The 22,456-nt window shown below is 56.5% G+C and carries 32 protein-coding genes; 2 read left to right on the forward strand and 30 right to left on the reverse strand.

Going from position 1 to position 22,456, the window contains the following annotated elements; all coding sequences use genetic code 11:
* Nucleotides 1-29: 29 nt before the first annotated feature.
* The 30 genes from DSM25558_RS24720 to DSM25558_RS24860 all read right to left on the reverse strand — a co-directional run bounded on the left by DSM25558_RS24720 (nucleotide 30) and on the right by DSM25558_RS24860 (nucleotide 20,338).
* Nucleotides 30-608 (reverse strand): hypothetical protein, encoded by a 579-nt coding sequence (locus tag DSM25558_RS24720; protein ID WP_077107289.1) that lies wholly within the window; start codon nucleotides 606-608, stop codon nucleotides 30-32.
* Between the two features lie 12 nt (nucleotides 609-620).
* Nucleotides 621-1,571 carry a major capsid protein gene (locus DSM25558_RS24725; protein ID WP_077107290.1) on the reverse strand — a complete coding sequence of 317 codons (951 nt, stop codon included), beginning with the start codon at nucleotides 1,569-1,571 and terminating at the stop codon, nucleotides 621-623.
* 12 nt (nucleotides 1,572-1,583) lie between these two features.
* Entirely contained in the window at nucleotides 1,584-1,922 is a 339-nt protein-coding gene (locus DSM25558_RS24730; RefSeq protein ID WP_077107291.1) for a capsid cement protein, read from the reverse strand.
* Between the two features lie 20 nt (nucleotides 1,923-1,942).
* Nucleotides 1,943-3,049, reverse strand: coding sequence for a hypothetical protein (locus DSM25558_RS24735; protein WP_077107292.1), 1,107 nt, complete (start codon nucleotides 3,047-3,049; stop codon nucleotides 1,943-1,945).
* A 279-nt stretch (nucleotides 3,050-3,328) separates the two neighbouring features.
* Nucleotides 3,329-3,793, reverse strand: coding sequence for a phage virion morphogenesis protein (locus DSM25558_RS24740; protein ID WP_077107293.1), 465 nt, complete (start codon nucleotides 3,791-3,793; stop codon nucleotides 3,329-3,331).
* Nucleotides 3,794-3,805: 12 nt separating this feature from the next.
* Nucleotides 3,806-6,718, reverse strand: coding sequence for a phage portal protein family protein (locus DSM25558_RS24745; RefSeq protein WP_083716649.1), 2,913 nt, complete (start codon nucleotides 6,716-6,718; stop codon nucleotides 3,806-3,808).
* Nucleotides 6,715-8,376, reverse strand: coding sequence for a phage terminase large subunit (terL, locus tag DSM25558_RS24750; RefSeq protein ID WP_077107294.1), 1,662 nt, complete (start codon nucleotides 8,374-8,376; stop codon nucleotides 6,715-6,717). Before terL ends, DSM25558_RS24745 begins: the two co-directional genes overlap by 4 nt.
* Nucleotides 8,373-8,873, reverse strand: coding sequence for a DUF1804 family protein (locus DSM25558_RS24755; protein ID WP_077107295.1), 501 nt, complete (start codon nucleotides 8,871-8,873; stop codon nucleotides 8,373-8,375). The genes terL and DSM25558_RS24755 overlap by 4 nt, the downstream gene beginning before the upstream one ends.
* Complete coding sequence (locus DSM25558_RS24760) at nucleotides 8,863-9,105, reverse strand: hemolysin XhlA family protein (protein WP_077107296.1); 243 nt, start codon at nucleotides 9,103-9,105, stop codon at nucleotides 8,863-8,865. The genes DSM25558_RS24755 and DSM25558_RS24760 overlap by 11 nt, the downstream gene beginning before the upstream one ends.
* On the reverse strand, nucleotides 9,102-9,407 hold the full coding sequence (locus DSM25558_RS28645; protein ID WP_077107297.1) for a hypothetical protein: 306 nt from the start codon (nucleotides 9,405-9,407) through the stop codon (nucleotides 9,102-9,104). The genes DSM25558_RS24760 and DSM25558_RS28645 overlap by 4 nt, the downstream gene beginning before the upstream one ends.
* On the reverse strand, nucleotides 9,340-9,729 hold the full coding sequence (locus DSM25558_RS24770; RefSeq protein ID WP_083716650.1) for a hypothetical protein: 390 nt from the start codon (nucleotides 9,727-9,729) through the stop codon (nucleotides 9,340-9,342). Before DSM25558_RS24770 ends, DSM25558_RS28645 begins: the two co-directional genes overlap by 68 nt.
* Nucleotides 9,726-10,037 carry an NAD(P)+ transhydrogenase beta chain gene (locus tag DSM25558_RS29080; protein ID WP_200800799.1) on the reverse strand — a complete coding sequence of 104 codons (312 nt, stop codon included), beginning with the start codon at nucleotides 10,035-10,037 and terminating at the stop codon, nucleotides 9,726-9,728. Before DSM25558_RS29080 ends, DSM25558_RS24770 begins: the two co-directional genes overlap by 4 nt.
* 3 nt (nucleotides 10,038-10,040) lie before the next feature.
* Nucleotides 10,041-10,763, reverse strand: coding sequence for a TIGR02594 family protein (locus tag DSM25558_RS24780; protein WP_077107299.1), 723 nt, complete (start codon nucleotides 10,761-10,763; stop codon nucleotides 10,041-10,043).
* 72 nt (nucleotides 10,764-10,835) lie between these two features.
* Nucleotides 10,836-11,213, reverse strand: coding sequence for a helix-turn-helix domain-containing protein (locus DSM25558_RS24785; protein ID WP_077107300.1), 378 nt, complete (start codon nucleotides 11,211-11,213; stop codon nucleotides 10,836-10,838).
* A 1-nt stretch (nucleotide 11,214) separates the two neighbouring features.
* Complete coding sequence (locus tag DSM25558_RS24790) at nucleotides 11,215-11,607, reverse strand: regulatory protein GemA (RefSeq protein ID WP_077107301.1); 393 nt, start codon at nucleotides 11,605-11,607, stop codon at nucleotides 11,215-11,217.
* Nucleotides 11,604-11,879, reverse strand: coding sequence for a hypothetical protein (locus DSM25558_RS24795; protein ID WP_244554303.1), 276 nt, complete (start codon nucleotides 11,877-11,879; stop codon nucleotides 11,604-11,606). Before DSM25558_RS24795 ends, DSM25558_RS24790 begins: the two co-directional genes overlap by 4 nt.
* Nucleotides 11,869-12,069, reverse strand: a complete 201-nt coding sequence (locus DSM25558_RS24800; protein WP_077107302.1) for a hypothetical protein — start codon at nucleotides 12,067-12,069, stop codon at nucleotides 11,869-11,871. Before DSM25558_RS24800 ends, DSM25558_RS24795 begins: the two co-directional genes overlap by 11 nt.
* Nucleotides 12,066-12,227 carry a hypothetical protein gene (locus DSM25558_RS28890; RefSeq protein ID WP_159442526.1) on the reverse strand — a complete coding sequence of 54 codons (162 nt, stop codon included), beginning with the start codon at nucleotides 12,225-12,227 and terminating at the stop codon, nucleotides 12,066-12,068. Before DSM25558_RS28890 ends, DSM25558_RS24800 begins: the two co-directional genes overlap by 4 nt.
* Complete coding sequence (locus DSM25558_RS29525) at nucleotides 12,224-13,066, reverse strand: hypothetical protein (protein ID WP_077107303.1); 843 nt, start codon at nucleotides 13,064-13,066, stop codon at nucleotides 12,224-12,226. Before DSM25558_RS29525 ends, DSM25558_RS28890 begins: the two co-directional genes overlap by 4 nt.
* A 6-nt stretch (nucleotides 13,067-13,072) precedes the next feature.
* The gene (locus DSM25558_RS24810; RefSeq protein WP_244554304.1) at nucleotides 13,073-13,582 is read right to left on the reverse strand and encodes a host-nuclease inhibitor Gam family protein; all 510 of its coding nucleotides are present in this window, start codon (nucleotides 13,580-13,582) and stop codon (nucleotides 13,073-13,075) included.
* Nucleotides 13,583-13,628: 46 nt separating this feature from the next.
* Nucleotides 13,629-13,904, reverse strand: coding sequence for a hypothetical protein (locus DSM25558_RS24815; RefSeq protein ID WP_077107305.1), 276 nt, complete (start codon nucleotides 13,902-13,904; stop codon nucleotides 13,629-13,631).
* Entirely contained in the window at nucleotides 13,897-14,118 is a 222-nt protein-coding gene (locus DSM25558_RS24820; RefSeq protein ID WP_077107306.1) for a hypothetical protein, read from the reverse strand. The genes DSM25558_RS24815 and DSM25558_RS24820 overlap by 8 nt, the downstream gene beginning before the upstream one ends.
* Nucleotides 14,108-14,497 carry a MarR family transcriptional regulator gene (locus tag DSM25558_RS24825; RefSeq protein WP_244554305.1) on the reverse strand — a complete coding sequence of 130 codons (390 nt, stop codon included), beginning with the start codon at nucleotides 14,495-14,497 and terminating at the stop codon, nucleotides 14,108-14,110. The genes DSM25558_RS24820 and DSM25558_RS24825 overlap by 11 nt, the downstream gene beginning before the upstream one ends.
* The gene (locus tag DSM25558_RS24830) at nucleotides 14,479-15,060 is read right to left on the reverse strand and encodes a hypothetical protein (protein ID WP_077107308.1); all 582 of its coding nucleotides are present in this window, start codon (nucleotides 15,058-15,060) and stop codon (nucleotides 14,479-14,481) included. Before DSM25558_RS24830 ends, DSM25558_RS24825 begins: the two co-directional genes overlap by 19 nt.
* Nucleotides 15,060-15,827: an AAA family ATPase gene (locus DSM25558_RS24835; protein WP_077107309.1), complete on the reverse strand. Its 768-nt coding sequence runs from the start codon at nucleotides 15,825-15,827 to the stop codon at nucleotides 15,060-15,062. The genes DSM25558_RS24830 and DSM25558_RS24835 overlap by 1 nt, the downstream gene beginning before the upstream one ends.
* A 29-nt stretch (nucleotides 15,828-15,856) precedes the next feature.
* Complete coding sequence (locus DSM25558_RS24840; protein WP_077107310.1) at nucleotides 15,857-17,983, reverse strand: Mu transposase C-terminal domain-containing protein; 2,127 nt, start codon at nucleotides 17,981-17,983, stop codon at nucleotides 15,857-15,859.
* The gene (locus DSM25558_RS24845) at nucleotides 17,980-18,438 is read right to left on the reverse strand and encodes a hypothetical protein (protein WP_077107311.1); all 459 of its coding nucleotides are present in this window, start codon (nucleotides 18,436-18,438) and stop codon (nucleotides 17,980-17,982) included. Before DSM25558_RS24845 ends, DSM25558_RS24840 begins: the two co-directional genes overlap by 4 nt.
* Complete coding sequence (locus DSM25558_RS24850; RefSeq protein WP_077107312.1) at nucleotides 18,438-19,418, reverse strand: ParB N-terminal domain-containing protein; 981 nt, start codon at nucleotides 19,416-19,418, stop codon at nucleotides 18,438-18,440. Before DSM25558_RS24850 ends, DSM25558_RS24845 begins: the two co-directional genes overlap by 1 nt.
* Nucleotides 19,419-19,535: 117 nt before the next feature.
* Complete coding sequence (locus tag DSM25558_RS24855; RefSeq protein WP_077107313.1) at nucleotides 19,536-20,042, reverse strand: hypothetical protein; 507 nt, start codon at nucleotides 20,040-20,042, stop codon at nucleotides 19,536-19,538.
* Complete coding sequence (locus DSM25558_RS24860) at nucleotides 20,039-20,338, reverse strand: helix-turn-helix domain-containing protein (RefSeq protein ID WP_083716652.1); 300 nt, start codon at nucleotides 20,336-20,338, stop codon at nucleotides 20,039-20,041. The genes DSM25558_RS24855 and DSM25558_RS24860 overlap by 4 nt, the downstream gene beginning before the upstream one ends.
* Nucleotides 20,339-20,489: 151 nt before the next feature.
* Between DSM25558_RS24860 and DSM25558_RS24865 the strand changes: the two genes are divergently transcribed.
* Entirely contained in the window at nucleotides 20,490-21,194 is a 705-nt protein-coding gene (locus DSM25558_RS24865; protein WP_077107314.1) for an XRE family transcriptional regulator, read from the forward strand.
* Nucleotides 21,195-21,965: 771 nt separating this feature from the next.
* On the forward strand, nucleotides 21,966-22,456 hold a 491-nt coding region (locus DSM25558_RS24870), incomplete at its 3' end, for an IS110 family transposase (RefSeq protein ID WP_244554306.1).

Below are 22,456 nucleotides of genomic sequence, written 5' to 3' on the forward strand. Positions count from 1 at the left end.
GTCCGGCTTGCGAGGCTTCGGAGCGGACCTTATTTCGCGGTCTTGGCAGGCTTCGGCGCGGTGGCGTCCGCCAGTTTTCGTTCAGCTTCAGCGCGGGCAGCTTTCTCGGCAGCAAGATCACCGGAGATTTCCGCCGACGCTGTTTCTGCCGTCACCGCACGATTTACGGCGTTGGCGAGGTCGGCAGTCAGGGTGGTAATGGAAGGAGCCTGTTCGATCTGCCTTTCCAGTTCGGTCACACGCTGACGCGCTGTGTTCAAATCGGAAAGCGACGTTGCAACCGCTGTTGAGCTTTCAGCCAGCTCTCTCGACAGATCGAACAACTGATTTTCGAGCGTGGCAATTTCAAGCATATGATCCACGCCCAGCAGCTCGATCCGACCAGCCGCTGCATCCTCGACGGCCTCTTGGAAGTCACTTTCCAGCAGCGTATCGGACAGGTCCAACGCTTTTGAAAGCTGCGCGGCCAGATCGGGATTGATCGCACCGGAGGCGGCGAGCTGGAGCGCAAGCGTAGCGCTGACGGTGACAGTTCGGCCTGCCGGTTCGTGAATGCCGTTAACCTTGGCAGGACCAGTCAAGGTAAGGGCGTGCTTCTGTTCGTCCATCGGTGAGGTTCCTTATTCCGGTGCTGCGCCAGCGTTCTGGAAAAGGAAGCCGCCTTCGGCCCCGACGAGGATCGGGCGGCGCTCGACCTTGACCGGGTAAATCCACGAGTCCGTGGCGTTCTCGAAGTACGGCTGGTTCACCTGCGGATAGCCGCGAAGCTCGTAGGTGTAGGCGTAGGACGGGACTTGGAAGTTGTCGCCCGCTTCAGGCACGTAGGCCAGAATGGCATCATCGCCCCAGACATCGTTCGCCAGCGCGTTGTCACCAGAGGTTTCCGGCAGGTAGATTGCAGCACCGACAACGACCTTTTTCACCTCGAAATAGGCCGCGAGCATTTCGAGGCTAATGCTATCTTTCGAGGTATATTTGAACTGCTCTTTGATCTTCGGGTGATTGCACAGAGCATTCTTTGCGCTGGGGCCGAGAACCAGCGTGTTCGGATATCGCCCGATGGACTGACGGATAACTTCCTTCGCCGTGTCGAAATCAGCCTTGGGGTCGCTGTCGGCGCTTTTCCAGCGATCAGTTCCGGTCAGCGCGAGCTTGTGGTTGTTGTCATAGTTCGCCGCATTGCGTGCCAGACCGGACGCCTCAATCTCAAGATTGAGATCAACAGCATCGAGCGACATGTTGATCGCACCCGCAGCCAGATCGATGCCCGGAACACTTTCGGCTTCTTCCTGATGTTCGACCGGCACGACACCTTCAAGCGCGTCCTGGGCGAGCGAAACAGGATCAGATGCATAGCCGTACTGGATGCGCTTTTTGTTGGCACCGGGAGCGCGGCGGGTATTGAGAGCGCGGAAGGCTTCCTTGCCGAACTTGATGACGCGCATCGAGCGGTTCGGGATCGAGACGCGGGGGAACAGTTCCTGCGAAATGAAGGTGCTGTTGCGATAGCCGCGTGCGTGGGTGGAAAGGATCGGATCGACAACCGCCGCCGTTTTATTGTTCAAAACCATTTGCAACGGTCCTTATCTAATGAGGTATGAGACAAATTCGCCGTCCGCTGCGGCAGTCAGCGCCGTTGCGAAAGCGTTTGCGGGTGTGGCACCGGCAGTCTTGACGCCACCGGCAGCAGCGGAAATCAGCTTCGCGCCCTTGGCGACAGCTCCGCGTGCACGGCTCCGGCCAACACCAATTGCGATAAGGGCAACGTCCATGCCGATTTCGGTCGCGGGATGCTTGGCAACGCCCTTGACTGGCTGATCGTCTGCCGTGATCTTGGCGTCGTTGAAATCCACCAGATCACCATCGGTGAAGAGTGTTGTCGCCGTCGCCGTTAGCGACAGGACATCCATAAAATAGTTCATGCGCTTAAAGCTCCTTCAGCTCACGAGACGGCCTTTACGGCATCGAGATATGCCGTGCCGGGGTTGGATTTTTGGTAGGCTTTCGCCCTGTTGTGGGTGTCGAGCTGGTCGCGATCCACGGCGAGGCCGTCAGACGCGAAGGCAACGTCGCCGCCTTCAGAGCCGGAGGCGGGCAGATCGGCAGCACCGAATGAAACGACTTTCGGCTGGGCGGCCAGAATATCGCGGATGGCCTGAACGACAGGCACTTCCGCTTCACCTTCAGAAAACGACACGGCGGTTTCTGCGGGCAAGGCGTTCAGGATCGAAACAACCTTGTCTTTCGAAGCGGCCAGCAGCTTTCCTTCCGTTACCAGCGTTTCCGCAAAGGCGACGTTGTCGGCGTTGGCAAGTTCGCGCTCACGCTTCTGGAGGTTTTCGAAACGGGTTTTGAATTCGGCTTCGCGTGCAGCGGAAGCCGGATCGGGCTTTGTCACGGGCGGTTCCTTGGGTTGGGGTGCGGAAAAGGATGGCTGGCGAACCGACTTGTCGATTTCCATCTCCTGAAGCCATTCGATGCTGTAGGAAGGCAGAGCCTTGTCGGCATCTTCCCTGCCGAATTTTTCGATGATGAAATCGCGCAGGCCACGCAGAAGGGAGGCAGTCTCTTCAAAACCGCGCTCGCCAAAATCGGCGCTGATTTCAACGGTGTCATCGTCAGTCGAGAACTGGACGTTTCGCAGACCAGTTACGGCAGGAGCTGCGCCGCCGAGGAAACCAACGTGTTTCGGATACCAAGCGCCGGGAACGGGATTGGCGGCATGGTCTGGACGATGGAAGGAAAGGGACACTTTCTTGTAAGTGCCGTTCTTCACGGCGTCGGCAAAGGCCGGGGTGATTTCGCCAACATTCGCATACAGACGGTCGGCGGTGGCGTCATACTCAAAGCTCTGCGCCCAACCAAATGCGGGCGCATCTGTCTTCGGATGACCGACGACGACCGGCGCTGGAGCGGTATCATAGTCGTAAGCGTCTGCCATCGCCTTCAGGTCGGCGGCAGAAAACGAAAGCTGCTGGCCATTCATTGGAATGAATGTGCCGCTGCGGAAAACCTCGATACGTGCGGTGATGGGCTTGGCGTCTGCCATGTGAACCTTCCAGTGCGATAACTGAAAGCCACATTGGGCTAGTCGCGAAGTTTAAGAGAAAGGCACTTAGTTCCGTCCTGATCGCCGGAAGCGCCGATAAGCAAAATGCGCTATCTTTTGCCGCCAATCAACCCCGGAGCGCTCCCGGCAGTGATGATAGAGGCTGCAATAGCCCCTCAGTCGATTTCTAACGCGCCTCTAACGCTAGGGTAACCCGAAATCGGTATATCCGCCGCGCTCCGGTTATCCAAACGTGTGAGCGGGCAATTTGTTCGACCATCATTCTTGCGACAGCCAGTCCTCTGCCATGCGGCCAATTTCACGCTCATCGTCGCTCGAAACGCCGACTTGTGGACGGGCGGGAACGGTAACTTTCCGATTGCGGCCCGCCTGTCCACCAAAGTGCAAAAGCGCCGCCTGTATCTTGGACGTGCCGATCCGCACATCATCGTCGCTGGCAACATAATTGTAAGAGCCACGCAAAGCGCCTGTGACGCGAAGGATGGTCAAAGGGCTGTTTCCGTACTTGCGTTGACGAAGTTCCCGCGTCACTGGCGACAGGGGAACCCACCGCCTACCATCGGGGCCGCGCTCATTATCGAAGTTGTCACCGACAGAATTCAGCAGCAGCTCGCCCACGTTTTTGTAGAAGCCACGCGGATTGTCCATGCGCTCGACCAGCTCGACCAGCTTCAGCCGTGCTGTCTCGTCATCCAATGTAACCTGAAAACTGACGCCGCTCATCTGTCGCCCCGCTTACTTCTTCGACCGCTGGAAAACCAGCTTGCCATTGCGCCGCATATCCATGGCCGTCATCTGATCTTGCCCACGGGCGATAACGGCATTCCAAACACGTTCGCCCATCTCAACCACGATCATCAGACCAGACTTGCGATCAGCCCGAACATAGCGGCGATCTACGACCAGCTCGTCTGAAGCATCGCCGTTCTCATCACGCTTGCGGGCCACGCCGATCCAGATTTCATCCGGGTCCATCATGGCTTCAGCCAGCATCGGCAACAGACTTCCAATCTGTCCCGCCAGAAGTTCCTGACCATCGCGCAACAGTAGGTCGGATATCGGCAGCTTGTGGCCTGCCTTATCCTCAAACAAAACGGCTTTCCCGATATCAGCGCCAAATGGCGTTAGGAACGAACGCACCGCCTCATCACGGGCAATGCCGTCATCGAGCGACTTGGCCTTGAACGGTTGGGATCGCTTCAGCAGCTCGCCAACCGTTTCGGGGGTGTCGATCTCAACAAGATGGAGCGGATTATCGAGTGCTACGCCTGCCTCGTGCATCAGGACAGAGGGCACAAGGCCGCGCTCCCAGAGATCACCGGGCATATAATCCCAACCGTAACCGATGCCCTGCGGGTGCTCGATCAGCTTGCCGGAGGTCGGATCGATCAGCGGCACGGTCAGATCACCGGGAGCTGCATCAGGGCCTGTTTTGCCTCGGCGCTTCAGATCAGCAAGAGAAAGCGACCGGACACCGCACGAGCAAAGCCAATCATTCGGCGGGAAATGGGTATTCCACCACGGATGGTCATATCGGAGAATGAGACCATGCCAAGCCTGATGTTGCGGGCGGGGAATTTTCGGCTGTCGGGTTTCACCATGCCGATATTCCATGAATGGTCGAAGCTTGACCACATCAGGGTCGCGCATCTGCTTCAGACGACCGGCCATATAAGCGGTGCGCATGTTGGTCTCAAAAATGACTCGAGTCCGCCAGCCGCGCTCACCTTTATATTGCCAGCCGTACTGCGTAACGATCCGGTCGAAATCCTTGCGGAACTGTTCAAGTCCGGTGCCTTCTTCCATCGCCCTGGCTATGGCGTTCTGGAAGTCCGTCAGCATGTCGGTATCGGTCGCACCGGCGATGACGAAGGCACGGTCATGGACACCACGCAGAGCATCGGTCCATGCTTCCGTGGGCTTTACCCGCTTCTGCCGGAAATACTCGATCTGTTCGCGAAAGGGCTGGTTGATGACATCGGCATCTGCGAAATCGGCTTCTGTTTCGCCATCGAGAAAGGCGGCTTCGCGTCCCTGCAATGCTGCCAGTTCGAGGCCGTCACCGATTTGCGTCGCCAGCGCTGAAGGTGACCAGACGGCGGCAAGCGCTAGGATTGCCCTTTGTGCCATTGCGAAGTCCGGCGCATCGAGCGCCTTGCGGATCGCGGCGAAACGGCGGTTGAAATGCTTCTCAACTACCGTTTCGAGCTGATCAGAAACTGTTTCGATGCGGGCATTCTCTACAGCAAAACCTACACCCCAATCATGCCGCTGGAGTTTTTTTTTAGGCGCGCCGTCAAAGAGTTCATCGAACAGCGAGTTTCCGTTGGCGGCTTTTCGGACATCGCGTCCCGGCTTGCCGCCTTCCATGAAGGCAAACCGAGCTTCCACAAGTGCATCTATAGCCTTGTTCGACAAACTATCTGTAAGCCCGAAGGACGTAATAAATTCACGGGCAAAATCATCGTCATCGATCTGCGCGGCTGTTTTCAGCACGCTCATCAGGGCCGAATTGATAGCGGTCGCGGCATCCGCCTTGGCCTTGCCAACGTCAGCAGCACTCTTTTCGTTCTTCGGACGCACCCGCCAGATTTGCGGAATGCCAGCGCCGGGGAAATTATATTCGACCAGCCACGTCAGCAGTGTTTCACGGAGCGTACCGGACAAAAGGTCGGCATCGCTATCGACCAGCAATTCCAACATCTCGGCATGTGTTTCGGATGCTGCCCGCGATCCGTTAGAGCCGATGTCGGTCGTTAGAGTTTCACCGGTGACGCAGATGGAAATCTGCTTGTCCCAATATTGCAGAAATTCCTGATAGGTAACGGTGCCACTGCGCGACGCCTCCAGAAACTTGATGTCGGTTCCGATGGGTGCCGTCAGCGCCGAGCTGCTGCGCAACTGGCGCAGAGTGTTCATCAGCTTATTTTGCTCTTCCGGTAGGGTGCCATAAGGCGTGAAGCCGATCACGGTCGGGCTGGCGAACTTTTCCAGAAAGTGCAGCCAAAAGGTGATGCCCTCGCGCTTAAACAGCACCGGCCAGAACAATCGAGAGCCGAGGCCGAGGCCGTACGGGTTGTTTCCCTTGACGCCAAACCGATGGACGATGAACTTTCGATCTGGCAGCTCCATCCCGTCGCGCATGTTCGACCACGTCAATAAACGGGGCTTCCAGTCTTCGCCAAATGCGAACCGGCGCTGATCGTGGGTAATCACCCTGTCGGGCACGATCCGGTTGCCGTGCCGCTTCCAAATGATTTCCGAGACCGCGAAGCCCTTCAGAGTAGCGTCCAGCAAGTCTTCGCAGATGCGGTCAAATGGCAGTTCGCCAATTACCTCACGGCAGAAGTCGGCGGCAGCAATATCTAACGGCTTGTCGGATGCCTGTTTGATTTCCCAATTGCGGGCCACCAAAGTTTTTTTGCGCTTATCCAGCATGGCCCCGGCATGGGTGTCGCGGGCGACCTCATCGTAAATCTTGAGGCCCTTGCCGCCGCCACGGGCAAGCAGCGTGTCGTCCTGATGCTGAAGCGCCCCGCTGTAGAACGGGATCGTAATATCGTTCTTGGCGTCGGCAATGAGCTGTGTCGCTGTGGCAGCAAGGTTTTTGCGTGGCTCAACTGGCTTGGATTTCGTCGTGGATTTCATAGTCGGTAGTCTCCATAGCCATCGGAGCTGGTGTGATTTGAAGATGCTGACTGGATGCCAAGCCCACCGGCTGCACCAACGCCACCGGCATAATGCAAGGTGTTCTGCCAAAGCATGTCCAAGCAGTCCGGGCCGTCATCGTGAGCGGCGTTCGGCCATTGCTGGAGCTGGTCGATCAAGGTTTGCTGGGTGCTGTTGAGGCGGATCAGGCCAGCCGCAACGGGCGGCTGAAGCCGCTCGATGCGCAAATCCTTGTCGGAAGTCGGGTTGATCGGGACAGCGGAAATCCCGACACCCTGCTTTGCAGCGGTCGTCATGAGGGTTGTGCGCAGGAATTCCTGAAACTGGATCGCTTCGACGAACCACAACATGCACTGATATTGCCGCTGCATCTCGATCACATCAGCGATGATGATATCCGGCAGGCGACGGCGAATTGACGCTTCCAGCACGTCCATCGTTCCGTGTAGGCGGTTGAACCCGCCGACGAGGATGGCGCTTGGATCGCGTCCCTTGCTCTTCTTTCCGAGCGACGGATCGACAGCGCCGAAATGGACAAGGTCGGGCAACCGCTGAACCCAGAACGTCAAATCCTTGAACGGGCTGGCCTCATTGATCGGCTTGTTCTGATACTCGGTCGCGAAGCTGTCAGGGTCTGAAGCGCGCTCCAGCATAAGTTTGATAAGCGGCTGGATGGCAGGCCAGTTGACGACAGCGCCCGCATCCATGGCGGCTTTGTTAGCGCCATAGAACGCAACGGCGGCTTCCTCGCCGTCATTGTGATAGACTTCTTCAAACCTGTCCCAAAGGTCCATCCGGTCGGGAAAGCTGATGACAGCCTGAAACTCCGCGACGCGCCACATCGGCGTTTTCGCAGCCCGGACAAGCACAGCATCGTAGTGCAGAACCGTTCCAACCCAAACCACGTCCATGGAACCATCAGGCGGACCAACCTTCAAGGCGGCGCGGTTGATCCATGTTTCCAGCTTCTTGCGCTGATCGGGCGAGCGCACGGCTTCGTCGTTCTCCAGATCGTCAAAGAACATCAGGTCTGGACGATAGGGACCATGGCGACGGCCACGAATTTTCTTGGCAGCGCCCAAACCTTCGATGCGGATATTGTTGGCTGTGACGATCTCGCCTTCGCGCCAGACGCGGCCTTGGCCGGTGGCTTCGGGGAAGTCGTTAGAAAGGCGCGGGTTTTCGGTCAGCTCTGATTTGATCGCCTCGACAAGCAAAGCGGCCTGCTCGTAAACGTCGCAGATTTCCAGAATATAACGCTTGTATCCGAGGCAAACGCAATAGAGCGCCATGCCGAGTGACAGGTGCGTGGATTTCGAGGATCCGCGTGGCGCAATGAAAAGGTCTCTAACGCCCTTTTCGCTGGCGATGATTTCGGGGACACGCGCAAAGATCGCATGATGGAAAAGGCTGTGTTCGCCTTTGACATAGTGCGGCAGATAGGTTTCCAAGAAATACTGAAAGCCCGTTTCCGGGTCTTTCACCTTCGCCAGACGTTCGGCTTTCGCTTTCGGATCGGCAGAGAATGCCGTAACAGAAAGCTCGACCCATCTGGCAAGATCGTTCGCCAGCTTGGCAAGGTTATCCTTGAAATCCTTGCCGCTGACTCTGCCCTTCAGCACCGGCCTCTTGATCATGATGCGTAGCGTCTCGCGAGGCTTTCACCGAAAGGCTCAATAATTTCGAGGATGGCGGCAACATGCTGCGGGAAGTTTTCGCGGACGAATTCGACCAGGTACTGCATCACGTCCTGTGCGACACCCAATTCCGAAATCTTCGGCGCAAGCTTTCCGGCGCTGGTAGTCATCTTCGTCATGGCGTCGGCCAGTGCGACCAGACTTTTCACCTTCTGATCAAGCCGCAAATCGCCATTCTTGATCTCGCCAAGAACGGACTGCGCCATGATCATGAAATCTTCGATCACCGTCGAGACAACGGTTTCGATGCCTTCGCCTGCGATGATGGACGCCGTGCGGGCAATGTCCCAATCGTCGCCAGCTTCCTTGGCGATCTTCTTCCAGCGCCCAAATGTCGCCTGACTGATATTCAGGGTCATGGCAATCGTTGCGCCGGTCATACGGCGAAAGACATAGTCGGCGCGGGCCTTGCGGCGCTTATCCTGCTCACTGGACATTGAAGCCACCCTTCACGAGAAATGTCATGGCAGCAGCAATCAGACCACCAATGATGAGGCGAATAATCCAGCTCGTGTTGCCGTCGATTTTTCCAAGCGACTTCTGAATGCTGCTCATGCGCTCGTCGGTGACGGCGCTGTGCTTCTCCAGATCGTTGACGCGCTTTTCGACCACATCCAGCCTGTCATGGGCTTTTTCGGTGCGGACAGTTTGCAGATTGAGTTCCGTCACTTGGCGGCATTCCCCTGATGCGTTTTGGGAGCATCGACAGCGGCCACGGCAGCTTTTCGACGCTCCTCACAAATATTCCGGGCCGTGCGATCTGCGGCCCAATTGTTGAAAACCTGCTCTTGTGGCATGTCTCCCGGCGTCTTGGGGGAAAGCTCCGGGCATTCCTCCCTCGCTTCAGGCGGCAGCTCTGGCGTGAGGTAGACCGTGCGAACAACAGGTGGCGGCGGCGGTGGGTTAGTCTGGGAGCAACTGGACGCGGCCACGATCAAGGCCAACAGCAGTGCCGTTCGGTAGAGACGCATTGGCCTTCTCCAAAGTGATTAATTTTGCGCGCTGATCGGCAATGGTCTTTGCCGTTTCGGCGCTGATGCGCATCGCTTCAACCGCTTGCGCTGTTTCCCGGCGCGCCTGCATGGCGTTAGATTTTTCAATCTGCCCGGTCCAATAGGCGTCCCGCTCATTGAATGCGGACCGCTTGGCATCGGCAATTATGCTGTCGATCTTTGCCATTCCCTTGTTGAACGAGACACAGCCCGCAACAATGAGAGCCAACACGATCAGGATCGGCAAGAAAACCTTTGAGAAAACCGGCGCGACCGCCTTCATAAGCCACGCCGGTATCATGGGGTTTCCCCCGAAACAGATTTCGGATCGTCGCGAGGATCGAAGCCGAGAGGGGAAGGCGAAAGGTTCGGTTCTGATGGCATTGACGGCTGCGAAGCCGCGAAGTCCATCGAACCTGCGAAACGATGGATGCCAAAAAGGGCGCTGATCAGCGCGATCATCGCGGGTAAAGCGGTGCCAGCCAGTGACACAGCCTGATCGCTACCGTTTGCGCCCTTCCAGACCAAATAAAGAATGACCAGCCAAGCCAGCCAGAAGGACGCCCAAATCTGGCGCTTGGACATGCGGTAAGAAGGTTTTTCTTTCACAGGTCATGCCTCATTGCGCGAGATCGGCGCACCGCTTTTTTGAAGCTGGACGCGACCGGGAACCGGCGCTTCGCCAGTTTTCGGCCAGCGCGTGGCGCGAAGGCGATCTTTTTCAACTCGTGTGATTGAGACCGAGTTTTGCTGATTGCCGCCGAGAACGTGGAAGTGGGTGCGATCCTCGCCAACATAAAAGCCGACATGCCCACCACCGGGACGCTCGAAAACGAGGATCGCGCCAACGCAGGCAGGCACTTCACGACCGAAGGTTTTCCAGTTCAGCGCGCCAAGCGGATTGGATGGCAGCAATTCTTCAGGAAGCGTCGTGGAAATCCAGTTCTGGACAGCAAGGCCGCACCACGGAATATCATCGTCGGTGAAGTAATTGGCGATCCAGCCGCCAGCCTTCTTCGCCCAGCCCATGATAGTCGGGTTGGATTTCGCGCCTGCGATTTCCTTCAGGCCCATGTAACGTCGAGCTTCACGCATCCACACCGGTTCAACCGGCGTTTTCGGTGCTTCGACCGTCTGTCCGGAAAGGCCGGGTTGCTTTTGCAGCGCCGTGACGGTGGCTGTATCGGCCTTGCCGGACTGCGGAATTTTCTCCGCGTACTGGAATTTTTTGAGAGCGTCGATGACGGCACGACCATGCACGCCGTCCATGCTGCCAGCATATGCGCCATGCATGCGCAATCGCCAGATCAGCCATTGATCGAAAGTAAGAGCCATAGATTTCCCCTGTCAGTGAGGGGAACCTAGGCTTCAGCCAAATATGTTGAGTGTGGAAGAGAGTTCCGGTCGTTAGGAAAACAGGTCAGGTTCTTCAGGGGGATTTTCGTTCGCGACTTCGCGAACCCAGCGCTGCGATATACCAAGCAGGCGCGCAATGACTGCGCGGCTCTTTCCTTGGCGTTCCAGCTCCAGCACGTCAGCGCGTACCGATCTGCGCGGGCGACCGTGCGGGATGTAAATGAAATCACCGGCTAAAAGTTCACATACAGCTTTTCCATCCTCTTTGCCAAGAGCAACTAGGATCGGATGGTCATCTGCCGGTTTCTTGGGAAACTTGATTTCCGTTCCACCAAAATGCGCAACCAGCTTCAGGGCGACACTGATACCAATCATGTCAGCAACGTCCTGAAGGCTTTCTGGCAGGTTTTTGACGGAAGAAATAGCCATGTCAGCCACGGGCCTCCATGGCTTTCAAAGCGTCGATAATCGGGTTGGCCTGCGCAAACGTTAGAAAATCAGGATCATCTACGCCGGACCGCTTTTTGACAAAGGTACGCAGAGCCTGCCGTGAGCCGTCTTCTATAACGCCCTTTCGATGGCAGGATTTCCAGAGGGCATGCACGAGGCGGATATAGGGCTTGGATGCCACGGGCAGCTTCTTGGACGTGGCCTTGACCTTGAAGCCGAGGCGTTTGAATTCATCGACCACGGCGAGGCGCTGGCCTTCCGTCATCTTGCGGAGGGAATCAACCTTGGCGACACGCACGAGCAACGCCCGATAATCGCCTTCATCCATATCGAGCTGCTGGCGGGCAATATTGATAACGGCCATCGTGTTCATGCCGCACCAGCCTTTTCAGCTTCAGCCATAGCGGCCAGAACTGCTTTTGCGAAAAACACCGGCGTGAACACGCGGGTATAGACAAACTCGACCGTCATGCCCTGTTCCTGCGCGGCTTTCCAATATGTCTCGCGGGTTGCCGCGTCGGTGAAAACGGAGGCAACAGCCTCCGCTTTCGTTCGCCGGAAGCTATGTGGCAGCAGCGTTCCTTCCGGGCTGCAAACTGCGAACCCTTGCGCGAATGACGAAGAGATGGAGCGATCAGAGATCATTGACCGTCTCCAGCTCTTGCGGATGGCAAGGCAACATGTGCTTGTCGCCCTGAAACAGAACCTGCACATAATGCCCGGCGCTGGCGTGCTCCGGCATGATCGTGCCGATCCGGCCTGTGACGGTATGCTGCACGAGCTGGTTCACGGTGACTTCGACGCCGTAGCGGTTGCGGACGTAATCGTAGCTCATGCCGCACCTGCCATTTCGACGTTTGGACGGCGACTATCCGCCCACGTTTTGAAGGCTTCGTACTGGCAGCGCGAGCAAGGACGCATGTCACCTTCGATGATGCTTTTCACCTTGCCGCTGTCATCGCAGCAGCCGCACTTGATTTTCGGCGTCGTCATGCTGCCTTCTCCGCAAAGGCTTCAGCGTATTCGCCTGCTATTTTTTCGGCTGACGAATAGCTCCAGTCGAAACCTTCTTCCCCAAAGTCGATTTCGATGAAATGCATCAGCCACTCGACGGACTTGGTTTTGGTTACGTCAGGCCAGTGCTGGCGAAGGCTGTAAAACAAGGCCAGCTCGAAAGCGGCCTTGGTGAGTTGGCGGTTAGGATTTGCTTTGAAAAACCGCATCATCCGCTCTTTGAGGAAGAGAGGAAATATTGAACCAACAACCGAGACCAGCACATCATCAAAACGGCCGTTTTTCTCATCACGCTGCCTGTCATTGGAAATAGCCAAGCTGGCAGTCTGTCCCAACGTGGAAAATTGGGATGCCAAGGCGGTCGCGGCGGATGCGATAGCTTTTACGGCCTCGCCTTTGTTCAGCTCCACCAGCACCTCGTCCAGATCGACGCAGATTTTGTCGGCAAGCAAAGCCATCAGTTCTGGCTCTTCGCCATCCTGCGTTAGAATGATTGTCCGCTTTCCCGCGCCCGCCATCCATCCGAGTTCAAGATGCGCGCTGCGACCGCAAGGCAAAACCAAAAGGCATGTGTCGGATGCTCGCATCGCGCTGAAATCAGACATGAAGCCCTGCGCGGCGCGTGGATGCGTCAGCAAAGCATTTCGGTAATCTACTGCCGAGACGGGGAGTTCAAGACCGATTTGGCTCCAGCCAAATCCCGTGCTGTGCGGGGGATTGCGGAAATCGTAGACTTCATGGCCGTTGCGGCGAAGAACATCAACGATGTTTGGTTGATGAGGATTGCGCCAAGAGGATGCGACGTAAATTCGTGCCATATCGCGTCACCCCGCCGCCTGAACCGCAGAGACTTCCATCTCCAGCGGCTCGATTGCGAATACTTCACCTTCTGATTTGATCGTGACACCCGCGACGGTGCGCGCCGTGTCTGGATCGTTCAGCATAGCTTCCTTGTTGATTTCTTCCTTTTCGCGGATGAAAGCTTTCAGGCCGAGAGCCTTGAGGGCGTCGAGAACGGCTTCAGCGCCACGGATGGAAACGCTGGCAGGCAGCGAACGCCACCGGACACTGCCCGTGCCGAAGTCGTGGAACTTCACCTTGTCATTGTTGGTGAGGATCATGCGGTTGGCTTCGCACCATGCCTGAACGCCGCGCTCGTGTTCCGCCAGCTCTTGAGCCATCATCGACGTGTCGGCCTCGAATTTCTCACCGGCGAGCCGTATGGCTTCGTCAGCAATTGCCTTTTGGGCGAGAATGGCACGGCGCAGCGTGCCGATGCGACCGACAGCCCACATCGCGTCATGACGGCTCTGTGGCACGCGCGAAATAGCCATGGGTTTGGTTTTCTTTGCAGATTTCATTGTCGTGTGGTCCTTGATTTCAGATGGTGTCGTTAGGATTGGAAGAGTGTTTCGGAGGGCGGCTTTCCGCAAAAGCGATGAGCGAAACAACGTTTTTGGAAAGGGCTTTGGTGAGATCGACCGGGGCGGGATCGACGCCGTAAAGCTTCTTTTCCATGCTCGTGACTTCGGCCTCACAGGCTGACAAAAGGCGGGCAACGGCTCCGCTAGCTTCCGGCAAAAGCGGCGCGCCGCCGTTTTCGTGAGCTAAAAGATGGACTTTCAGCAGAGACAACAAAGCTGAAACCTTAAGCATGACGTGGCTCCTTCTGGAGATCGATAATCGGGGAAGAGAGAAGGCGACCTTCGAGCGGGACATGCGGACGGCCTGTCAAAAACTCGATGGTGGTTTCCATGTGCCGAGCCTCCAATTCCATGAGGCGAAGCGTTAGAAAAAACTCGGAAGCATCTACGCTGCTAACGAGTGGCAACAGGCGATCACGCAGATGCGTGGTCACATCAGACAGCATTGGGCACCTCTGCTTTCTTCTGGTTTTCTGGGTTCTGCGGGCATTGACGGCATGCCAGCCAATGTTTCAGCTTGGCCGGATCGCTCTTCGCCATGGGTGCGGTGTGGTGGGCTTCGCAAATGCCTGGGGCAATCGCGTCACGCAGATGCGGGCACCAAACTTGCTGGCCGTAAAGAGCCATGACTTTTGGGGCGATCTTGGCCTGTACCTTGTTCATACCGGCGCTGTATTTGCCGTCGCAGATGAGAGAGATCGCAGTGCGCGACACGCCCAACTCGTCAGCAATCGCCTTCTTTGTGCGTTTTGGCTTTGCCGCTTCAGAACGCAGAACGTCCACCCATGCGGGATCGACAAGAGGCATCAGGCTTGCTTGGCGCACAGCACATCCTCCTTTGTGTTCAGATCACGCATCGTTTTCAGCGATGCCCGGTATTCCGGGGCGACAGGCCCGGTGTTGCGGATCAACCGAAACCGCTTGCGCCCGTGGCCGGAATTTGGACCGTTCGTCTGGCGCTTTGGAAGCTCAACGATATAACCTGCCGCCTTCAAACCCCGGATATAGACAAGAGCATTCCCTTCGGCGTGCAAGACCGGCCAAGACGCAGCAGTAACCAGTTCAGCTACCGTGAAGGTGCCGGACATGCGCATGCACACCCAGAGCCGTTGCCTGAAACTGTCGTCTGGTAATGCGTTGGGTACGACACTCTTTGGTTTCGTTAGAACGCCAGTCTTCTTTGCGGCTTCACCAGCCTTGGTAAGCTGGTAGCAACCGCGTGAATGGCGCTCCACCAACCCGCGCACGATCAACTTGCCAACCGCGTTAGAAAGCTGATCGCGGGTCAAATCGTAGCGCTCGGACAGCGAGGCCAGAGTAAGGCAAGCCTTAACTGGAAACTCTCGCATGATGCGCTCGCAATATGTTTGCACAGCTTCATCCGCCATCACGCAAGCTCCGGCACGAGAATTGGCTTATTGGTGCGGCGGTCGTTCAAAACCGTCTGCCCGCCCATATCCGCCATGGTGATGCCCTGCGGGCCGGGATCGATGCGCAGGCCAAACCGCTCGATGTTCGCGATAGCTTCCAGAACTTCGCGGTTATACCCGCCCGAAACTTTCAACACGAAGTCAACGAGATCGTCTGCGACTTTCACTTCGCATTTCTGGTCGATCAGCATGCGGACATCGTCGCGACTTGCCTTCTGGAAGGTCACTCGCTGACTGATGCGGCTTGAAATCTGCGGAAACCGGGAAACGTTATCGTTCACCTTGCCCATGCCGACGAGGATCACCGGCAGTTCCAGCATGTCGGAGATGTCGCGCACGGTTTCCAGCAAGGATGCCTTGCTGGAAATATGGTCCGCCTCGTCTATGACGATACCGAAGCTGCGGCGCGCCATCTGGGCTGCGGTCTGGCGGCTACCAAGCTCACGCAGGATCGTTTCGTACTTCTTTTCGATGCTGTGTGGCGGGCGAACCGGAAGGTTTTCCAGCAGTTCGTTCATGAACCATGCTGGCTTCCATTCCTGCTTTGCGCGCAGGTAAATCCAGCCGGTTTTCGCCACCCAATGTTTCAGGGTCGTGGTTTTTCCCAAGCCGGGAACACCATCCACAACGGCAAGGCACGCCTCCTGCGCCCCGCGATCTTCGAGCGCTGTGAGCGCTGAAAGAAGGCGTTTTACGTTGCTGGTCTCGACAAATACATTTTTCATGCGTAGTTTTTCCTCGTGAATGTTGGGTGTCAGGCAGCGGCGCGGATGATGTGTAGGAGCTGATCCACGTCGATGCCGGACATTCGAAACAGGTCCATCGTGGTTTGCCTCTGGAGGCAGCGACGCAAAACACCCACTTGATTGACCGTCAGTTTTTCCGGATTTTCTAACACCCACGCCGCCAGAGCTTCGTCTGTTGCGAATACCTGTCTGCGGGTGGTTTCAACGGCTCCGGTGGCCGCTGGAAGGGTTTCACCATCACTGGTGACAAGCACGGGACCGGTTGAAACCGGCTCCGGTTCATGCTCGATGATCGGCATGAAGGTTTGAATTGAAGCGTCGATAAAGCTGCCGGGTGACAACTCGGCTTCGACTTCGGCAAGATGATCTTTCAGGCGGCGAGCGCGAGCGTTCGCACGCTTTTCCATCGCAGCCCGTTCCATCGTAAGCGGAATGTAACGCTCCTCATTGCCCGCAAAGATCGCCACACAGATCAGGCGGCCCATGAGTTCTTCGCCGGATTTGTGTTCGATTTCCCGAACCCAAACCTTGCTGGCATCGTGGATATCGTAGCCAACCAGCACGTATTCGCCGTGGAACTCTTCCAGCGCCAGATTGAAGTATGTGTTCGTCAGCCACTCGACCATCGAGCGGGAAACCTTGCGCCGGACATACGGGCGGAACAGGTCGTTCTTTTCATGCTCGAGAACCGGGACGATCTCAAAGCCGGTGGAAACATGATATTCCCAATATTGATCGGGAGACATTTTCCCCGGCAGCGAAGAATGCGGCTTGGCATTATAGGAGGCGACGGCGTTCACGCACGCCGTTAGAAAATCCTGCCAAGAAGGCAGGCGGCTGGATGCGCCAAATTCTCTGATGTCCTTGCGCGTTTCCTTGAACGACTTCTGGCGGGCCTGACGATCCATATCCTCGCCAATGTAGGTGGCGTATTCCTTCGAAAGTGGGTTCCAGACCGAACCGTTAAACCGCTCGATGATGCCGCGTGCCTGCGAATTCTGCGGCAGTGAATGCAGCTTGGTAACGCCAAGGCGTTCGGTGACGCCCGTCAACTGGTTGTCCAGCACGTCATTCTTGAAGCCCGGTCCACGGTCCACGTAGAAGATTGCCGGAATGCCATTCTGTTCGCAGGCAAAGCGGAGAGCATCGACAACGCCGATGGTGTTTTCTGCCAGACCAAAGGAGAAGCCGACGCAACGGCGCGTGGCGACATCAACGATGCTGGTGATTTCTGGGCGGAAAGGCTGGCCGTGGATTGGGTGCGCAACTTCGGCATCGAATGTCTTGCCGTCAGCGGTGTAAACGCAACCCGGCAGCAAATCGTCTGTCGAGCGCAAGGTGTACGCCATGCGGCTTTTCAGGGTCAGCGAGCCTTCGCGGCCACGATGCTTTTCGACATTACCAAGCCGCGCCATAAGGCGGCGAACCTGATCGTAGTTCGGCGGCATGATATGCGCAGGTAGCGCCTTCTTGAACCGTTCAAGGGCATCCGTCAGGCAAGGCTTTTGCGGCTGCGCGTAGAAACGCAGGTACTGCCAGAACCACGATGGAACGTCCTGCTTTTCCTTGGTGGGCAATGGTGCCAGCGCACCGACACCTACTGTGTCGCGCATTGCAAACCAGCGCTGGATAGTCCGCATGCTGACTTCAGCACTTTCATTCCGGTCATTCGCGGCAACCAGCAGCGTCTCTGAAACGTCCAAGGCGTCAGGGTTTTGCAGAAACGACTGGATAGCCTGTCGCTGCGACATGCCGTTAGAAATCTGGTGCATGTCGATGGCAGACAGCACGGCAGAACGCGCATTCATTACATCGCGCTGGCGGGCAGAAAGGTTGGCCGTAGAAAGCTTTTCCCGGCGTGCAATCTCTTGGGATTTCTTTGCCTGTTGGCTGACTAGCACAAGCTCACGGCTGTGCTCGCCATGTAAAGCGGCCTGCAATGCTTCTGGCAGAAGCGAGATATGGTATTCATACCCGCCGCCGCCTTCACGGCCTTGACGCTCCCGGCAAAGCGGGCTGGCATTCCAACCTTCACGCTTGATGCAATCCTGCACACCGCGCTTGCTGTGTGGCATGGCTTTCAGCTTGAGGCGAACACCGGCGTCGGCAATTTCTTGCGCCGAATAATAGCTCATTTGACACCCCCGACACGGCCTGCAAGGGCATCACGGCGACGGGTCCGCGCTTCAATCTCGCGATCTTCGCGCCAGATTTCGATAATGTCGGCATAGCGTTCTGGAACTGCAACGTAGCCGGAGAAGCCGCAGACAAATGCAAGCAGCTCGTAGGCGTCCGTTACTTCCAGAAGAGCTATAAAGCGTTCCAGAGTGATCTTGTGGTCGCCGCGAGCTGGCGACGCATAGCAATCCAGCATGTTTTTTGTAACGCGCTGATCAAGGTGCTCCGACATCGCTTTAGCGATTTCGGCACGGGACATTTCGGATTTCTGCATGGCATGGGCAAGAACGCGAGCGATCTTGACGTCCAACGTTCCGCCTTTTGATACCTCTGGATCGATACGCGCCGCGACTTCGACCGGCGTATAGTCGCGGAAGATATCAAGAGTGAGTGTGTCGCGGCGCTTCTTCATCAGATACGGCCCCGGCGCTTGAGAGAGGCAATAATCCGGTCTTCATGCTCGATGACGACATCATCCAGTTCGTCGTCTTTCAGTCCGCCTAGAAACTTGCTCATGGTGGCGATACTCTTTTGCAGTTCTGCAATGCGGGCATCGACCTGGGCGGCAACGATCTCGTTCGCCCCCGGCAGGGACTTGAGCGTTTTGCTAACGGCAGCAACCTTGCGCTCTGTATGCGTCAGCGCACGGCCATTCGTTATGATGGCAAGGGCGTCGGGTACATTGGTGGCCTTCGGCGGCTGGGCGAATAGGATGTCCAACACCTTGACCTGATCGCCACTTGACTGTTCGGCAAGCTGCTTCAAACCGGCCTGATGGTCCGCCAGCCAAGTACCGGCGCAACGCTTGCGCGATACGTCGGAAAGGTCTTTCCATATCTTTACTGCGAGACGGATCGAACGATCAGACAGGCCGATATTCTCAGCGACAGACGCCGAGAACCCGAAAACTTCCGCATTTTTCGTCTGCTCTGGATCAAGTGGCAATTTTTGCCTCTTGATTTCCGACTTCCGGTCACCGCCGTGTTTAGCGGCAGGATAGAGCTTTTCGTGAACCTGTTGAAGTTCAAACAGATGGTGACAACGGTCGAGCGCCTTCAGCTCGTGGCGGCCTAGATTTTCAATCACTTCTTCCATGCGCGCTTCATCGTCGGAAGCAGCGTTAGAAATGCGAACTGGAATGGTTTCCCAAGAGAGCAAACCAAACGCTGCATGGCGATGCAAACCAGTCACGAGGCGCTTACGATCATTCACAATTCGGACAGTGATCGGATTGATTAGGCCGTGGGCTGCGATCATCAGCGAAAGCGCTTCTGCCCATGCCTCATCCAGATCACGGGCGCGGTTAGCTGGAATATCGATGTCGGAAAGCTTGATGTCCTGAATGGGCGTAACCCGGATGTCAGGGATGGTGATATTAACGTGCGCGGTCATGCTGAACCTGTGTCGATAAGTGATGTTCGGTGCGGAGCCGCCTGCTGTAGGCGGAGGGCGGCTCCGCTGGATCGCGCCGGACGCAAGACCGGATCGGCGCAATGGGAATTGGGAGGCTTAGGCGGCGAGTGCGTCGTAGCGCTCTGCGATTTCGCGCAGGCGTTTCGCGACAATCTCTGCGGCTCTGGACTGCACATCGCGATTTAAGGATGCAACGGTGTCGTCAAATAAGCGGGTTGCGAACATCTCAATCGAGACATCGGCACCAACGATTTCAGATGTCGGAGCGAGTGGCGGCACGTCCTGAGTATTAGGCGAGAAGTCAGGAAGTGCAGCAAACAGCCTGGCCTTCCGGGCGGGTACCGCAATCGGACTTTGAGGACGCGGGACATCACCCTTTTTGGCTCCGTCGAACCACTCTGAAAAAACAACCAATTTCGGATGTTCGTGCCCGACTTGATCGAAGTCCTTGCACAAAGATGTCCATGCCCCGCGAGAGCTGAAGGAGTCGGTTTGGGACTTGTCCCAAGCCGCTTGGACAGCAGACAGAGTAAAGCAGGGCAAGCTGGAGAAGTAGGAAACAGCGTCAGCGAGAGCTGTGTTTGTTGACAATACCTTGGTCATGCGGCCACCAGCTTGTTAACAGCCGCGTTAGAATTTTGACTTTCTAACGATGGGTATTTCGCGCTATCAAGAATACGGGACTTCCGAATGGGATACCGATCCGGGAAAAGCTCCTCGACTTTCGTACCGAGGAAATCAGCCAGCGCTCTTTCAGCAGGGCGCACGGTTCGGGACCAGACGGCCCGGAAGGTGTTGGGGTTGAGGCCGTTCATTTCAGCCAGACCGGTGAGCGTCATACCACGCTCTTCGAGCTGCTTCTTGATCTCAGGCTTGGTCCACTTTTTGGGTTTGGACATTTGGAACTCCTGCGACTGAAAGCGGATGTTGGCGCATCCGCTTTTTGTTGGTGTTTGAAACGCATCAGCGCCCCGCAATAGCGCGGCGCACAAATAGGAGTATTCCAAATGTGGATGAGTCGCAATCCCATATTTGGAATTTGATCCAAATATGGACGATAAAGAGCCGTTAGGTTTTCGCGAACGCGTGAAAGAAGCCATCAGATCGGGGGGCGGTCCTGCCACTATGGCTTCCAAAACTGGAATTCCAGTCGGTACGATTAATAAGTACGTGGCTATGTCGAGCGCGGCATCGCTCTCTAATGTCGTCCGTATCTGTCGATCACTTGGCCTGACAGTCGATGAACTGATTTCCGGTCAAACGTCGCCCCCTCTGCGCGTGACTGAAAACCCACCAGTACAAATGGCCGGGCCGTCTTCACCAGCCCTAAGCGGTGCTGATTTTATCGCGCTTCCGTTCCTTGATATTCATGCTTCGGCTGGCCCCGGTGCCATGGCGCCGGTGCACGCAGAGGTGAGGACGGTAATATCGTTTGAGCGCTCTTTCCTGCGCAATCTTGGTGCGATGCCAGAGTGGTGCAAAATAATAGGGGCACGAGGCGACAGCATGACGCCAACGATACCGGACGGCGCGCTAATCGTAGTCGATCACAGTCAAACAGAAGTGGTAAACGGCTGGATTAGTGTCGTAGATGTCGGCGGCGATCTGCTTGTTAAACGAGTACGGCGACGGCTGGACGGCACGATTGAGTTGGTTTCTGATAACCCGATCTACCCTGTCGAAACAATTGGAGCTGACAGAATTGATCAGCTCACGATAATCGGTCGCGTCGTTTATTTCTGCCGCGCACCGTAAGATTAGCTCAAACGCTAAAATCTAAATTTCTAACGGCGCAAAGGCCGTTTTTGAGACTTCCCACCTCGGCTTTAACCGAAGTCGGAAGTCGTTGGCATTTTTCCAAGCAAAATCAGTACTGTAGTCAAGGTGGGCAGTTTTTGGAGTAGGTGGGCAGTTTCTTCCCACCTTGCGACGGCCTGCGTATTGCGTCGTCGCGCTCACTTAAAGGCGCAATCGCCAGCTATTTCCGGTCTGGCCGCTTTACCCTCTCAATTTTCTCTTTTCTTTTCAGAATGTTGTTCTTGTCAGCACCGTTGGCAGAACAATGCGAGAAGAATGCGTGAATCTGTGACAGAGAATGCGCGGTTTAATGCCGGTTTTGATGGGCAACTTTCATCCTGCTTCCTCCTGCCGTTAGAGGCAGGGAGCCTGTTTCTCTTTATTTCACAGAGGTTTGCGGTTGTTTCAGATTGGTTAGCCCCTGTGACAAAGGTTACACCCCCCTACAGGGACACCAAGCCCGTGGCAGAGCCCGGTTGTGCATCCGCCGTTCCATCGAACCCGAACAGTCGCCAGGGCCGCTTGCGCGTGCAAAGCCCGATTAGGCAGGATGGGATAAGATGGATATTATCGTTGGTATCGACGTGTCGAAGGAGCGTCTCGACGTTGCGGTTTCACCCTCTGGTGCAAGTTTTTGTGTCGGGAACGACCATGATGGCATCGAAGAACTGACGCGTCGCCTCAAGGTGGAGAAAGTCGATCTCGTGGCGCTGGAAGCGACGGGCGGCTTTGAAACGCTGGCTGTGGCAAAGCTCGGCCTGCGACATCTGCGTGATCGTCGTCAACCCGGCGCAGGTTCGCGCCTATGCCAACGCCATCGGTCGGCGTGCCAAGACCGATGCGATCGATGCAGCCCTGATTGCCGCCTTCGTCACGGCGACGAAACCGCAAATCCGACCGCTGCGCGATGCGCAAACCCAGGCTTTATCGGCCCTTGTCGACCGCAGGCGACAGATCGTACAGATGATCGTGGCTGAAGAGAACCGGTTGCGGATGGCGTTGGAGAAGACGACGCATAAGAGCATCAGACGGCTGCTGGATGCGCTACGCCGCGAGATGGAGAGTATCGATGCTGATATGGATGACCATATCCGCAAGTCACCCTTGTGGCGTGTGCGCGAGGCATTGCTGACCTCGGTTCCAGGTGTGGGGCGGGCCACGGCGCGCACCCTTCTGGCCGAAATGCCGGAGCTCGGCAGCCTCGACAGACGCCAGATCGC

The sequence above is a fragment of the Agrobacterium sp. DSM 25558 genome (genome assembly GCF_900100825.1).
Classification (GTDB): domain Bacteria; phylum Pseudomonadota; class Alphaproteobacteria; order Rhizobiales; family Rhizobiaceae; genus Agrobacterium.

Excerpts from the sequence above, each read along its gene's own strand:
- DSM25558_RS24720 (WP_077107289.1), bottom strand. The coding sequence starts at position 608 with ATGGACGAACAGAAGCACGCCCTTACCTTGACTGGTCCTGCCAAGGTT.
- DSM25558_RS24725 (WP_077107290.1), bottom strand. The coding sequence starts at position 1,571 with ATGGTTTTGAACAATAAAACGGCGGCGGTTGTCGATCCGATCCTTTCC.
- DSM25558_RS24730 (WP_077107291.1), bottom strand. The coding sequence starts at position 1,922 with ATGAACTATTTTATGGATGTCCTGTCGCTAACGGCGACGGCGACAACA.
- DSM25558_RS24735 (WP_077107292.1), bottom strand. The coding sequence starts at position 3,049 with ATGGCAGACGCCAAGCCCATCACCGCACGTATCGAGGTTTTCCGCAGC.
- DSM25558_RS24740 (WP_077107293.1), bottom strand. The coding sequence starts at position 3,793 with ATGAGCGGCGTCAGTTTTCAGGTTACATTGGATGACGAGACAGCACGG.
- DSM25558_RS24745 (WP_083716649.1), bottom strand. The coding sequence starts at position 6,718 with ATGAAATCCACGACGAAATCCAAGCCAGTTGAGCCACGCAAAAACCTT.
- terL (WP_077107294.1), bottom strand. The coding sequence starts at position 8,376 with ATGATCAAGAGGCCGGTGCTGAAGGGCAGAGTCAGCGGCAAGGATTTC.
- DSM25558_RS24755 (WP_077107295.1), bottom strand. The coding sequence starts at position 8,873 with ATGTCCAGTGAGCAGGATAAGCGCCGCAAGGCCCGCGCCGACTATGTC.
- DSM25558_RS28645 (WP_077107297.1), bottom strand. The coding sequence starts at position 9,407 with ATGCGTCTCTACCGAACGGCACTGCTGTTGGCCTTGATCGTGGCCGCG.
- DSM25558_RS24770 (WP_083716650.1), bottom strand. The coding sequence starts at position 9,729 with ATGATACCGGCGTGGCTTATGAAGGCGGTCGCGCCGGTTTTCTCAAAG.
- DSM25558_RS24780 (WP_077107299.1), bottom strand. The coding sequence starts at position 10,763 with ATGGCTCTTACTTTCGATCAATGGCTGATCTGGCGATTGCGCATGCAT.
- DSM25558_RS24785 (WP_077107300.1), bottom strand. The coding sequence starts at position 11,213 with ATGGCTATTTCTTCCGTCAAAAACCTGCCAGAAAGCCTTCAGGACGTT.
- DSM25558_RS24790 (WP_077107301.1), bottom strand. The coding sequence starts at position 11,607 with ATGAACACGATGGCCGTTATCAATATTGCCCGCCAGCAGCTCGATATG.
- DSM25558_RS24795 (WP_244554303.1), bottom strand. The coding sequence starts at position 11,879 with ATGATCTCTGATCGCTCCATCTCTTCGTCATTCGCGCAAGGGTTCGCA.
- DSM25558_RS24800 (WP_077107302.1), bottom strand. The coding sequence starts at position 12,069 with ATGAGCTACGATTACGTCCGCAACCGCTACGGCGTCGAAGTCACCGTG.
- DSM25558_RS28890 (WP_159442526.1), bottom strand. The coding sequence starts at position 12,227 with ATGACGACGCCGAAAATCAAGTGCGGCTGCTGCGATGACAGCGGCAAG.
- DSM25558_RS29525 (WP_077107303.1), bottom strand. The coding sequence starts at position 13,066 with ATGGCACGAATTTACGTCGCATCCTCTTGGCGCAATCCTCATCAACCA.
- DSM25558_RS24810 (WP_244554304.1), bottom strand. The coding sequence starts at position 13,582 with ATGGCTATTTCGCGCGTGCCACAGAGCCGTCATGACGCGATGTGGGCT.
- DSM25558_RS24815 (WP_077107305.1), bottom strand. The coding sequence starts at position 13,904 with ATGCTTAAGGTTTCAGCTTTGTTGTCTCTGCTGAAAGTCCATCTTTTA.
- DSM25558_RS24820 (WP_077107306.1), bottom strand. The coding sequence starts at position 14,118 with ATGCTGTCTGATGTGACCACGCATCTGCGTGATCGCCTGTTGCCACTC.
- DSM25558_RS24830 (WP_077107308.1), bottom strand. The coding sequence starts at position 15,060 with ATGGCGGATGAAGCTGTGCAAACATATTGCGAGCGCATCATGCGAGAG.
- DSM25558_RS24835 (WP_077107309.1), bottom strand. The coding sequence starts at position 15,827 with ATGAAAAATGTATTTGTCGAGACCAGCAACGTAAAACGCCTTCTTTCA.
- DSM25558_RS24840 (WP_077107310.1), bottom strand. The coding sequence starts at position 17,983 with ATGAGCTATTATTCGGCGCAAGAAATTGCCGACGCCGGTGTTCGCCTC.
- DSM25558_RS24845 (WP_077107311.1), bottom strand. The coding sequence starts at position 18,438 with ATGAAGAAGCGCCGCGACACACTCACTCTTGATATCTTCCGCGACTAT.
- DSM25558_RS24850 (WP_077107312.1), bottom strand. The coding sequence starts at position 19,418 with ATGACCGCGCACGTTAATATCACCATCCCTGACATCCGGGTTACGCCC.
- DSM25558_RS24855 (WP_077107313.1), bottom strand. The coding sequence starts at position 20,042 with ATGACCAAGGTATTGTCAACAAACACAGCTCTCGCTGACGCTGTTTCC.
- DSM25558_RS24860 (WP_083716652.1), bottom strand. The coding sequence starts at position 20,338 with ATGTCCAAACCCAAAAAGTGGACCAAGCCTGAGATCAAGAAGCAGCTC.
- DSM25558_RS24865 (WP_077107314.1), top strand. The coding sequence starts at position 20,490 with ATGGACGATAAAGAGCCGTTAGGTTTTCGCGAACGCGTGAAAGAAGCC.